Source organism: Bacillus sp. z14 (2026) (assembly GCF_058313575.1).
In genome coordinates this window covers 182023-196175 of sequence record NZ_JBZFQK010000001.1, presented here as the reverse complement: position 1 = coordinate 196175, position 14153 = coordinate 182023, and the positions used below count along the sequence as shown (strand labels likewise).

The following is a 14153-nucleotide window of genomic DNA, read 5'->3' as shown; positions in this document are numbered from 1 at the left end:
AAGATAAATCGCTAGGCCACTTTCATATCACATGAATTTACCAGTAAAAACGTATCAAATTGATACGTTTTTTTATTGCATCTTCTATTTGAGTATTCTTTATTTTATCCAATGAATCTATATTTTCCCCAATAGGAAGGGGCATTTATTATTGCTAAAATTATGAAAATGATTACATATTTATACCAGTACATCCTATTTAGAAAGATGAAGATTAAGATAATTGTTTGAATAAATGTCCATGAACTCTCATAGCCTGATTCATCGACAGGATAAATCTGGATACACGGTAAGGAGAATTTATTTAGAAGAGTTTCTGATAAAAGATAAAGCACTAGGTTTTTTAGAATGCCTGATTTTTGTAATTTGAGTTGTTGGTGCCTGATGGAAAAGTATGATACTGACCTATCATCTGCCATACAATTTGTCTATTAATTTGTTCAATAGGTACCTGGAGGGATATGTAATGGAAAGAATAGAACGATTCATTCGTTATCTAGCAGATCACCAACTTCTAGAAGCTATACCCATTTCCGATTGGCGTACGAAACGTGCGATATATGAGGAACCTATTAAGTATGTATTAGAATCTGAAAGTTCTCCTTTAGTTAATAATGGTGATTGGTTAATCAATTCAGGTACAACTATGTTTCTTGAAAAAGATGTATACATACCAGAAAAATGGAGAAAGCAACAATTTGGATTAAATTTTCTAGTTGGGGCAAAGGGACGACCAACTCATCATGAGGGTTTGGTTTCGATCGATGGCTTGCCCTATCAAGGGATTGATCGAAACAGAAATTATGTGCCATTTAATGATAAAGCAAGGGGAAAAGAAAAAATTAATATCAAAATAGAATTATTTAATCCTGTTCCTCAGGCAGTAGATGAATTAAATCATCAAAATGAACCTGCGGAATATGACCCGCCTTCTCTTTATCTGATAAATGGGTGCTTGGAATTGCCGAATCCAGCAATAAAAAGTCTTTTAACAACTGTTACATGTTACTTTGAGACTGCAAAATTGCTCCCTGAAGATGATTTAATAAGAGGAAAAATCTTCGAAGCTCTAAATGAAGTTCAGTATCAAGTTCTTTTTGAAAAACCTGAATCTTTACGTGAAAGTTTACGGATAAAAGAAATAGAAGAAAAGCTAATTAAACATCTGGCACATTTACCTGGTAGCATACCGGGACAGATGTTAATGGTCGGTCAATCCCATATTGATTTAGCTTGGTTATGGCCGATGAAGGAGGCTGTCCGAAAGTGCAGTCGTACTTTTTCGACGATGAGTACTTTACTAGATGAGAATCCGAACTTTACCTATGCTCAAAGTCAACCTCAAGCATACGCATTTGTAAAAGAATATTATCCTGACATCTATCAGAGGGTTAAAAAGCATATCTCCGATGGCCGCTGGGAAATTGTCGGTGGTATGTGGGTAGAGCCTGATTTAAATATACCTTCTGGCGAATCATTGGTGCGTCAACTCTTATATGGAATGAAGTTCTATAAAGATGAATTCGGTCAACAGCCAAGAATTGAGTGGCTTCCAGATACATTTGGATATTGCGCCTCTCTACCTCAATTGTTAAAGAAAGCAGGATTAGAGTACTTTATGACAACCAAAATGAACTGGAATGATACTAATCCATTCCCATATGATTTATTTCATTGGGAGGGAATTGATGGAACAAGAATTCTTTCCTATTTAAATCATGGTTTGAATGAATATACCCATCCAAAAGAAATTGATAATCACTGGAGGAGCTATAAACAAAAGCAACTATATCCAAAACAAATGCTTCTCTATGGTCACGGGGATGGAGGTGGAGGTGTTACACAAGAAATGATTGATTATATAAACCGCTCTACCTCCCTTCCCGGACTTCCAGCAGTGGTGAATAGTACAGCACACGAATTCTTTGATGGTATTCAACAAGAAGATCCCAATTTGCCGACATGGGTTGGAGATATGTATTTAGAGCTTCACCGAGGGACATACACAACACATGCCCGGAATAAGAAATGGAATCGTAAGGCTGAGGTTCTTTTTCGAGAAGCAGAATTTTGGAGTACTATGGCAGCTTACTTTGCAAACGTTGGTACTGCTCCGTCATTGGAAAAAGGGTGGAAATCACTTCTTCTTAACCAATTTCACGATATTATTCCGGGTTCATCAATTCCTGAGGTGTATGAAAAGTCAGAAGCTGATTACAAGGAAATTTTTACTGCCGGTGAGCATGTTAAAAATAATGCTCTTGTAGTATTAGAAAAGCAAATAAATACGCTGGGTGAAGGAACCCCATTCCTTCTATTTAACAGTTTGTCATGGGCGAGGTCAGAAACGGTAAGAATTATCGGGGGATTTGAATTGGCAGGTAAGAAAGCGCTTAATAAGGATGGTGACTTTTTGCCGTCAGACATCCGCCAGCTGAAAAATGGCCAACTGGAATTATCTATTTATGTATCTGACATTCCTCAACTTGGCTACAAGACTATCTGGTTAAAGGATTATGATAATCCAAGTATAAAAGTGAATGAGGAAGTAGGTAGCCGATGGGAAACTGAATATTATTTAGTGGAATGGAATGAAAAAGGGGAAATGCTCCGCTTGTATGACAAAAAGGCACAACGTGAGGTTTTAGCACCTTGTGCACTAGCCAACCAATTTCAGTTGTTTCATGACCGGCCAATCGTGTGGGATGCCTGGGATATTGATCCAAAATTTAATGACCAGCCTGCTGATTCAATAGTTTTGCTAGGTAAAGATATTCAAAAAGGCGAGACACAGGATTCCATTCGTTTTAAATGGCAGTTGTCAAATTCCATTATTGAACAAGAAATGATTCTTTACCATCATAGTAGTCGAATTGATTTTCATACAAAAGTGAACTGGCAGGAGCAACACAAATTATTAAAAGTAGCCTTTCCTGTTGATATCCTTTGTCAAAAAGCCACATATGAAATTCCATTTGGATCAGTGGAGAGAGCAAATCACACGAATACAAGTTGGGAGAGAGCACAGTTTGAAGTGTGCGGTCATCGTTTTGCGGATCTTTCTGAAGCGGGGTATGGTGTCAGCCTGCTCAATGACTGCAAGTATGGATATGACGTAAAACATAATACCCTTCGTCTATCTTTACTTCGAGCTTCTAAATGGCCAGATCCAACAGCTGACTTAGGTAATCACGAATTTACCTACTCGCTGCTTCCACATGAAGGGGATTGGAGAGAAGCGGAAGTAGTTAAGAGAGGTTATGAATTGAATCACCCTATCGTTTGTGTAAACGCCTCCTCTCATAGTGGAAATCTTCCAAACTCACATTCTTTTATCGATTTGAAGAGCAAACACGCTATTCTAGATACATTGAAACCCTCTGAAGATGGTAAGGGGATCATTTTAAGAATGTACGAATCAAGCGGCGGCAGGGAAGAAGTACAAGTAACATTTGTAAAGTCGGTTTTTTCTGCTGATGAAACGAACTTATTGGAGGAAAAACAAGACGCTGTTCCGGTTCAAAAAAATAAATTATCCTCCTATCTTAAGCCGTTTGAAGTAAAAACGATTTTAGTCACATTCTAATCACTTAGATTTTCATCTTGTATCGCCTGCAAAATATCTTAAGCAGTATAGCATATATAAATCCAAGCAATGAGGGTAGAGGAGGTGGTGAAAGATGGATAATGCGATGGATTCAGTAAACGAAACAGAAATGATATCAATATGGGTAGAATCATTACTTTCAAAAATGACACTAAAGGAAAAGGTAGGTCAGGTAAACCAAAAGATGTATGGTTGGGAAGCCTACCGAAAAACAGAATCAGGGTACGAATTAACAGAAAAGTTTATAAACCACGTGCGATTTGGGGATGGAATCGGAGTTATTTACGGTTTGTTTCGATCCGATCCATGGTCAGGCATTCATTATGAAAATGGAATTCCCAAAAGTGAAAGTGCTGAAGTTGCGAATATGATACAGCAATATATTAAAGAAAACACACGGCTAGGTATTCCAGTTCTGCTATCAGAGGAGTGCTCACATGGTCATCAAGGGCTCGACAGTATGATTACTCCTGTTAATTTAGGTGTAGGAGCGACATGGAATCCGGATCTACACGAAGATTTGATGGCGGCTGTAGCAGAGGAAGTTCGGGCAAAAGGGGCTCATATGGCGCTTGTATCAACACTCGATATTTTGCGGGATCCCAGATGGGGACGTTCAGAAGAATGCTTCAGTGAAGATCCGTACTTAGCTTCAAGGTTAACAGAAGCAGTGGTAAAAGGAATGCAGGGAGATAATGGTGAAACTATTCAAGCTGGAAAACTTGTGGCGGTATTAAAACACTTTGCAGCTCAGGGCAATGGAACAGGTGGCCATAATGCTGCACCTGCATCTATAGGTGAACGAGAATTAAGGGAGATCCATCTGCCTCCAATGATTGCGGCTATACACTCCGGGGCACTTGCTTGTATGGCCGCATATAATGAAATCGATGGGATTCCATGCCATGCAAATGGCTATCTACTCAATGAAATCTTACGAGAGGAATTTGGCTTTAACGGTGCTGTTATGGCAGATGGCTGCGCTCTAGACAATTTGGTCAACTTGACCCAAAGCAGAGAAAAGGCGGCTGCGCTGGCTCTTGAAAGCGGAATAGATATAAGCCTTTGGGATAATGTATATACCACCTTAGAAAAGGTTATTGAAGATGGTCTTGTTAGTGAAGAACAACTTAATAAAGCCGTTAGAAGAGTTCTTACATTGAAATTTAAAATGGGATTATTCGAAAATCCTTATGTTGTAACCAAGTGGGCTGGAATTACTGCACAAAAAGAGGAAATTAATTTAGAATCAGCAAGGCAGTCGATTGTTTTATTAAAAAATGAGGGAATTCTCCCGCTAAAGAATAACTTAAAAAAAATAGCGGTAATTGGGCCCAATGCCAATTCAATCTACAATCAATTGGGTGATTACACGCCGTTCCAACAAGAAGATCATGTTATTACGGTTCTTAAGGGAATCGAAAAGCTTGCAGGGGGGACAGAAGTTGTATATGAAAAAGGATGTGGCATTCGCTCACGGTCTACGGAAGGAATCGAGAAAGCCGTCAGTCTTGCTGAAAGCTCGGATGTAGCTATTGTGGTACTAGGTGGGTCGAGCGCAAGGGATTTTAAGGCACAGTTCGATTTAAATGGCGCAGTCGTTAATATAACAGGAGAAGAGGAAATGGATTGCGGCGAAAATGTAGACGTAGCTAGTTTAGAGTTAGGCGGTCATCAATTGCAATTATTGCAGCGAATCATGAAGACAGGTACGCCAACCATTACGATTTTGATACAGGGCCGCCCACATGCGATCCCTTGGATTGCTGCAAACGCCCCAGCGATTTTAAGCGCATGGTACCCAGGGCAAATGGGTGGACAGGCAATTGCAGAAATATTGTTTGGACACGTCAATCCAAGCGGTAGATTGCCTGTTTCCATCCCGAGGTCTTCTATGCAGATTCCTGTATTTTATAATCACAAGGATGGGAATTACAAAAAAGATTATTTTGATATGATAGGCAGCAGTCTCTTCCCATTTGGATTTGGGCTATCTTATACGACCTTTACTTATGAAAATCTACAATGCTCGGAACAGGCTATTTCAGTAGATAAACTTTCAGCTGGACAAATATTTAATCTTTCAGTAGATGTTACCAATAGTGGTGGCAGTGATGGATATGATGTTATTCAGTTATATTTAAAGGGAAAAGAATCCAGCATTACAAGAAGAGTACGGGAATTAAAAGGATTTAAAAAGGTTTGGATAAAAGCTGGGGAAACAAAAGAAGTAAATTTTGATATTGGAAAAGAAGAATTGCAAATTTACGGAAATCAAAGGCAGTATACCATAGAGCCGGGAAATTTTGATTTAGAAGTTGGCAATCCTGTTGAATCCCTAAAAGTATCACTTAAAATCGGCTGATGATTTTTAAATTTTTTGGGCAGTTTATTTAGAGATTAAGAGGAAGCCTTTTCTATTAAAACGATTTTAAAGAGGTTAGCACCTATTTTGGTAATGTGTTTATTAGTTCTTCTTTTTGAATAAAGAAATACCTATTTTTATTACAAGTAGATAGAAATGATCGTAAACAAAACAGGAGGTATGCAGCCTTCTGTTTTGTTTTTTGAAATGTAACAGCAATGACTAAAAATACTTTATTACTATCATATTAGCCATCTTTTTTTCCTATTTATAAGCCGAAAAGCAGAAAATCTTGTGTATAATAATACGTATCGACAAAATTCTCCAAGAGAAAATAGGTTATTTTTTGATATAATCCTATAAGTAAGTTGAAGCAAGAAGAAGGTGGCAGTTATTAATAAGGTTGAAGTTAGAGTTAGACAATTTATAGAGGATATACAGCATCCTCAGCAAAAGAAAAAATTAAATGTAAATGTCTTGGAAAGCCAATTAAGAATACATATAGAAGACTATTTTGATATGGATGGGTATACATTGTTTCACGATGTTATCGAAAGACTCGTTGAAGAAAATATTCTTATACCGATACTAAATAAACAAACAAATGGCCGGCATCCAGCCTTGCCATTATTTTATTGGGTTAATATCAAAAAAGAAATCACTAAATGGGATCGTCTTGAGATGCTTAAGCTGAATGATCGATTTGATTTTTCTTATTATGAAAACCATCCGGAATGGCAAACGGAAGATGAATGGTTCAGGGTGAAAAATCTTTATTCGTTTCTAAAATCAAGTCAGGATAGACAAATTGTTTCGCTGGAAGAGCGGAGCCTTGAGCTTTTCGGGCATGAAAAATTTCTGACTGACTCTGATCTATTCCCTGAGGGAAAGGGATTTCTACAAAGAATTGGCGTTTCGATGGAAGAATTAAAAAGTATGAAGTTTGGAGAACCGTTTGTATTTTGGTTAAAGCCGGGTGTTCAGATAGCGGATATTAAACGAGTATTAATAGTAGAAAATCTATCATTCTTCCATACTTGCGTTCAATTGCTGGAAGAAGAAATATTAGATTACGAACCGGAACTGATTATTTATGGTGAAGGTAAAAAGATAGAAAGGAGCTTCTCCTTCTTCTTTAAACTTTTCCCGAAGGATTCCTCCTATTTATTTTATTATGTAGGTGACTTAGATGCAGAGGGCTACAGCATTTGTATGAGATTGATAGATAAATATCAAGAATGCACCATTCAGCCTGCTTTAAAAATCTACCGCAAAATGCTTGACTGCATGGATCAGGCAAATTCGGAGACAGGACAGGTACGTAATGAAATACACAGGGAACGATTCTTTTCCTGGTTCACGGAAGAGGAGCAAAACAGCTTAAATGAATTATGGGCTACCAAAAACCGAATTCCGCAAGAGGTTTTAACGATTGAAACGTGGAGGAGATGGATGTGAACGAATCGTGGGAAGGCTTTTCTCAAAGGATGAAACGATTGAATCCTTTGTTCGAATTGGGAAAAGGAATGGAAATCGGTGAACTCAAGCCCTATATACAGACTATATTAATGCAAGTTCTACTGACCATGTTCTATCGTGAATTAAATGATGATGATGGCCGTAGAAAAACCGACATTTTACATATGGTTGAGGACAGCATTAAACAAATGAAGCTGACGGCTGATGAAAAGCAAATAGAAAGAATTACGAATGGTCTCTTATTTCAGGGGAAGGAAGAATACAGCAAGCCATTTGAATCCTTATATTTTGATGAAACGAGACAGGTATGGGATACTCAAACCTTTCGTTATGTGATGATGGATGAACTGTATACAAACCTGGAGATGGGTGGATCCATCGTTTATAAATTAACTGATGTTGCACAAGAAATGATTTTTATGAGTCGGGAAATGGCGGAAGAGTTCTCCATTACGATTGAACAGCTATACAGTATGCAGCTGATTAAAAATGGTAACTTCAAAAAAGCGACACGGAATTTAGATCACCTCATTTCGAGAGTGAATCGTTTAATGACAAAGGAATATTCCTTTCAGAAAGAGATGATGAACAACCCGAAAATTCTTCTCCTGGAGCAAGAACACCAGAGAGAGGAAAACAGGTGGGAGATTGAAGAACAATTTGAGGAGGAGAAAAATCATTTCCGTACCATCTCGTCTATGATTGAAAAAGCGAAACGTACGGAAGAAAATGGATTGGTTCAAAAAGAATTAATTCTTCTCCATGAAAAAATTGAACATACCAGACAGCTTCATGACCGGTTTGCAAAGCTGGTTATTCAAAATATTTCATATGAGATGAAATTAAAAGCAGAAAATCCTTCTCTATTTTGGGAAAACAGCCTTGTTTCATTCCGGGAGCATATTTATGAAAACTGGTTAATGAAAGAGGGAATTAAGGATTTCGATTTGATTGATCAAATTATTGGACCGTTGTTTTCACCCAAAAATGAATTTATTCTCCCATTGGACTGGATTTGGATGGAACAGGAATCGGCGCATACTCTCCAAATAGAAGATACGAATCAAGATGAGGATGAAGAAGAAGAATTAATCAAGCGAGTAACAGATTGGTCCTCTGTTATTAAAGCATGGAAATATGTATTTGAGTATTTACAGCAATATGGAGAATTTTCATTAGCGGATTTAGCAGATATGCCTATGGAAGTACAGGATCAATGGTTTGAAGAAAGTGAAACGATTGATTTATGGATGTTGTTTGATAAAAAACCTCTCCAAATCATGTCTCCGACAAGGAAATTGGAAACATTGACGGATGAACGTGAAATCCTCCTTCATCGATTAATGAATGAATATCCACAATTTTTATCATTGGAAGGCCGTCATATTTATACGGAGTTTGATCATCGATCAGATCCAATCTATTGGTATGGGACCAAAATGACACCATTTAAAATTTGTTTCCGGGAGGAACTAAGAATAAATGAATAATGAGATTATAAAAAAAGCTTCGCATGTGTACTTTACTTTATTAAAAGAAAAAGTAATTGATGAAACGAGCGAGCATTTTCAAACCTACTATGAGCCGGAAGTCAGACAAACTGTCCTATTACTAGCAGATGAATCCGGAACCTATATTATAGAATCGCCTAAACGTATCCATTTAGTTGTACAGCCGGCAGGGTCAGTCTTTGCGACTAATTTTACCCATATGAAGGATAAGCATAAACAAATAGAAAATAAGAAGTATTTTAATTTAATGAGTGTCATCCTAATGGCTTTTTTGGCTATGGTGGATAAGAATCAGGCAGCCAGAATTCGGACAAAGCGTGAAGGGATAACCTATTATGCATTGGAACGCCAGGTTAATGAACTGATTACAAACTGGAATCGAATGTTAAAGGAGGACCCATCCTTTGGCGAGGAACAAGCCATTGATATGCCGGATATCGTGACTACATGGGTCCATATGGTCATAGAAACGGATGATTTCGGTACAAAGAAAGGGAACAGGCGCACGCGTATCGGACTGATTACGAGCGCTATGAGACTGCTCGAAACTGAAGGGCTGATTGTGATTTTGGACAAAGATGATATACCAAAAGCTGTTCCTAAAATGGAGTTATTTGAACGGATTGAATTCCTTTACCATGATTATGACCGTTATGAACAAATGAAGGAACTTATGAGAACGGAGGAACAGGAGCATGCCGAAAATCCATCGCATTAGAATCGTCGGACTGAAATATGACGGGATGCAAAAGCAATATAAGGACACAACCTTTGATTTTCACAATGAACAAACCTCAACAAACGGATTAATCGCGATGATGAATGGTGGTGGAAAAGGGGTTTTCCTGCAATCCATCTTTCAGGTACTCAAACCGGGTACAGCATGGGGCAAACAAAATAATCGTTTTTACCAACAATTTTTCTTTAATAAAAAGGAACAATTTGCACCGTATACTTTCCACATATTAATCGAATGGGAACTGGATGGTTCTGACGGGCGCCATTTAGTGACTGGTGGTATGTTCTCTGCTGAGCAAAAGAAACTGCTGGATGAGGATCTCAATGAGGAAACGGGTTCAGATGAGCGAGAAGCCAAGATTGTTCCTAATATCACTTTTTATGCCAGAGAATTTGATCGTAAAGAGGATGTAGCATTAGAGCATATTCCTCTATACGAGAATGGGCAAGTTGCTGATCCGGAAGAACTGAAGGATTATTTTAAATGGAATGGATTCGATGTTTATCGAGACATAAAAAAACATTACCGCATTCTTGATACATATGGCATTAATCGAAAAGATTGGGACATTATGAAAGAGATTAATAGGGATGAAGGCGGAGTTGGTAAATATTTCGAAGGGGCGGAGGATGATCATTCCCTTTTTCAAAAGAGAATTATCCCGACGGTCAGCCAGGTATTAAATAAAGCTGAAGCTCAAAAGAATGACCTAATCGAAATCTTTAAAAGCCAGGCCAGTATCGCAAAGGATTTGCCGGTTTTACTTAAAAGAGAACAAGCCCACAAGGAATTTTTAGAGGATATAGTTCCTTTTGAAGATCATGTCAGAATTGGTGTAGAGCATGAAGAAATTGTACAAGCAAGTACGAAGGAAGGCCAGCAGCTCCTCGGTGCTTTGGAGCATGTCATTAAACAAGAAAAAGAAGAATTGATCTCACTAGAAACAGAGATTGAACAATTAACAAAGCAACTGTCTGTCCTACGCTTTGAAAAAGATAATTTGGAGTATGCCAAGGCCCATCAGGATGTACGTAAATGGGAAGAGCAGCTTCAGAAAAACAAAGAGAAACACGAACAGTTGAAGGAAGTTGTCGCTGAAAAACAAGCAATAAGGGACGAATTCACTTTCTCCTTGTTATTAAAGGAATGGAGTGAATTTGAAAATACGATTCTTAATCTGACTGATCAAATGAGTAAACTTGAACAAAACAGTGGATTAGAACAAGTGAATCAACGAATGGAAGAAATTAAAGCCGAGGTTACAGCGGAATGGGAAAAGGCCAATCTAGATATTGCCCAATCCAATAACCAGTACCATGCTTATAAAAAGTATCTGACTAAACATATTAAAGAATCAAGTAGTCATGATAAACAAAAGACGATTGAAATTGCTAAATTAAGTGCGGAAATTCTTTCCATTCAGGATGAGCTTCAATCTTTTGAAGTGAAATCAAAGGATATGTCCACCCAATTTGGTGACCGCATCACATATGATTTATCTGGATTAATCAGTCATTTTAAACAAAATCTAATTCAGCTTCAGGAAGAGTTAAAACAACTGCAGGATAAGGATCAACAAACACAGGAGTTTCAAAATGAACTGTCTGGTTCCTTAGGAACATTACGTGAGTCACTGAAACATCTGAACTCCAAACGAGATAATTGGAAAGAGGCATACCAAAAGCAGGATTTAAAAGAATCCTCTATTTTAGAACGGATGAAATTAGTTTTGGATGATGTCTCACCATCCTTGACCCATGCTCTATTATCCAAATACGCTGCCGGAATTGAAGGTCAATTAACGCAGAATCAGGAAGAGAGTGAACAGGTTAAAAAAGAACTGTGGGAGAGTCAGCTAGACCATTATTTAAACGATGAGAATTTTTGGATTGCTAATCAGGATCTAAAAGAGTTTAAAGAGTGGATTGATGAAAAAACAGGAATAGATGTATTCTATGGGACACAGTACCTGCAATCATTGGATGAAGATGAACGTCTTCATCATCTGGAGTCCTATCCTCTTTTACCGTTTGGGTTAGTCGTAAGCCGGAATCAATGGGAAAAGATCAATCATCATCTTTTACAGGGAAGGCTATTTAAAAGCCCGGTACCTGTATATTTGAGAGAAGAGATGAATGGTACTCCGGTATCTTCTTTTGTTGTTTTGCACGGTGAGGAACATGAACTAATCACAAACCGTAATGAATTTATGAAATGGAAGATAGCAATTTCCAAGAAAATCGAAGAGAAAAAAGATGTTTTAGACGAGCTTGGAAAATCAGAGCGATCTCTTCGCCGTTTATATAACGAATTAAACAGAATGACGGATACAGATCTATGTGTAGATATTGCCAAATTCATTGAACAGGAAGAAAAGGAAATATCCAAGGCTGATACGGAATTAAAACGAACTGTTCAAATCCTCGATAAAGAAAAAGAATTACATGCTCAATTACGTGAACAACTCAATCAAAAGGTAGTGAGAATCGAGGAATGTGGAAAACATGTAGATGCATTGGAAGCATTTATTCTGGAAAAAGAAAAATATGAAGAACATAAACAATTACTTGAAGCTAAAGAAGTGCATAAAGCTACTCTTATTGCACAACAGGCTGAGATTGCCAAGGATTTAGATGAGCTGAACGATAGAAGTGCTCAATGGAATCAAACCTATTTGGAATGGAAATTGGCAATCGACCAGAGTATTAAGGAAATCGTGCAATTTGTTCATTCCGCTTCATTTCCACCTGCGGAAAAAATGGAGGGTAACGATGAAGTACCAAGCTTATCCCTGCATATATTAGATAAGATCATGGGGCAATTGAATGAATTAAAACTCTTGCAGCGCTCCAAGGAAGAACAGGCACAGGAATTACTTACATTAAAAGCTCAGAAAGAAGCCGAAATGTCTCAGAAGTCTAAATTGGAGAAGAAGCTAGCAAAGCAACATGAAGATTGGAGAGAAAGACCTGTACCTGATGAACCTATCAGTATATTAGAGGGTTTGCAGCAAACTGCTCAAAAAGAAGCGAAAGAAGCAGATAAAGAGGAGCGTAAGCAGGATAAGGAAGTAACCGTTGCGGAAACCTCTCTTAATCTGGCAAATGAACAAGCGAAAAAAGCACAGAAAAAGCTAAGCAAGCATGAACAAGAGCCGGAAAAATGGGAAGATCAGGATCTGGATGTTAAAGAGGTAGAAATTAAAGACCGAACTAAATTAACCAAAAAACAATTGGATCAGACTGAGAAGAAGTTGAAAGAGACAAACGAACGTATTAATGGATATGAGGGAGACCAATTAACATTATCCGTAATCCTCAAGGAAAATCCAGTACCTTATACAGATGAGGTCGTGGAGAGAATCAAAAATCAAGGAAAATCGTGTATATTAGCCTGGTGTGAAGCTCACCAAAACTTCCTTGAAGAAAAACAGGTTAAACATGCCAAGCTTGAACAATCGCTTCGTAAGCTAAAGCTGACGATTGAGGATAAAGATTGGGAGATTCGTTTTAAAAATGAAGTTTTGACCTCATTAGATCACATGGATACGCGCCATTACGCTCATATTGAAACCATTATTTCGAATATGAAACGATTTTCAAGAAGCGGTTTGGAGCAATTGGACCGTGATAAAGAACGAGCTGAAAAGGCGCAGGATTTCTGGGCAAGTCGTGCGAGTATGAAGGTTATGAGTATGTCCGATGCTATACGTTCCATGATTGCGAAAATGAAAATCAAAAATGAGCGTGGGACATTCCCGCTGGTCCAATTGAAGGAAGATCTATTGCCTAAAAATGCGGAAGAGGTGGAGCCACTTTTAAAGCAGCATTTCGTTATGGCAATTGATAAAATCACGAAGCAATTCGAGACAATTGATGACCATAATAAAGCGCTAGAGGTTGAAATCAAACAATTAATCAGTGATGAACAAATACTATTTGTTTCTCTTCGCAATCGTTTCCCTGAGTTGCTTGTTTATAATATGCGTACAGATAACGCGTTCATGTATGGACGACCTCAGAAGGAACATTACTCAACCTGGAAAACCATTAACCAAGGTTCTAAGACGAAGTCAGACGGAAGCGGCGGCCAAAAATTATCTGCGCGGATGGTCATGATGATGATGCTCCTATCGGTTAAGAGTGAAGCAGATAACAGCTGGGTATCATTAGTATGTGATAATCCGTTTGGCCAGGCGGCATCAGCGCACGTCCTTGATCCAATTTTTGCGGTGGCAGAAAAACTGAAATTCCAATTAATCGTCGTAACACCGCCTGAATTGGTGAAAACAGAGATTAGCCAGCGCTTTGACTCTTATTATAAACTTGATTTTGTCCGTGAAAATGGTAAAGAGATTGTGACAGATACAGTGGTACCTGCCTATCGAATTTATCAGGAAGAGGAAGTTTTACAATAGAATTGAAAGTTAAATAGAAGAAAAGGAGACTGCTG

6 protein-coding genes are annotated in these 14153 nt (G+C 38.1%); all 6 read left to right on the top strand.

What is annotated here, in order from left to right:
* Positions 1–466: 466 nt before the first annotated feature.
* On the top strand, positions 467–3586 hold the full coding sequence (locus AC4G3O_RS00890; protein ID WP_139891906.1) for an alpha-mannosidase: 3120 nt from the start codon (positions 467–469) through the stop codon (positions 3584–3586).
* Between the two features lie 94 nt (positions 3587–3680).
* Positions 3681–5972: a glycoside hydrolase family 3 N-terminal domain-containing protein gene (locus tag AC4G3O_RS00885; protein WP_491135690.1), complete on the top strand. Its 2292-nt coding sequence runs from the start codon at positions 3681–3683 to the stop codon at positions 5970–5972.
* Positions 5973–6356: 384 nt separating this feature from the next.
* Positions 6357–7430: a Wadjet anti-phage system protein JetD domain-containing protein gene (locus AC4G3O_RS00880; protein ID WP_140461481.1), complete on the top strand. Its 1074-nt coding sequence runs from the start codon at positions 6357–6359 to the stop codon at positions 7428–7430.
* The gene (locus AC4G3O_RS00875; protein WP_225983723.1) at positions 7421–8941 is read left to right on the top strand and encodes a hypothetical protein; all 1521 of its coding nucleotides are present in this window, start codon (positions 7421–7423) and stop codon (positions 8939–8941) included. The genes AC4G3O_RS00880 and AC4G3O_RS00875 overlap by 10 nt, the downstream gene beginning before the upstream one ends.
* Positions 8934–9680 (top strand): DUF6063 family protein, encoded by a 747-nt coding sequence (locus tag AC4G3O_RS00870; RefSeq protein ID WP_139891910.1) that lies wholly within the window; start codon positions 8934–8936, stop codon positions 9678–9680. The genes AC4G3O_RS00875 and AC4G3O_RS00870 overlap by 8 nt, the downstream gene beginning before the upstream one ends.
* Positions 9658–14118: a coiled-coil domain-containing protein gene (locus tag AC4G3O_RS00865; RefSeq protein WP_491135689.1), complete on the top strand. Its 4461-nt coding sequence runs from the start codon at positions 9658–9660 to the stop codon at positions 14116–14118. The genes AC4G3O_RS00870 and AC4G3O_RS00865 overlap by 23 nt, the downstream gene beginning before the upstream one ends.
* The last annotated feature ends 35 nt before the right edge of the window (positions 14119–14153 follow it).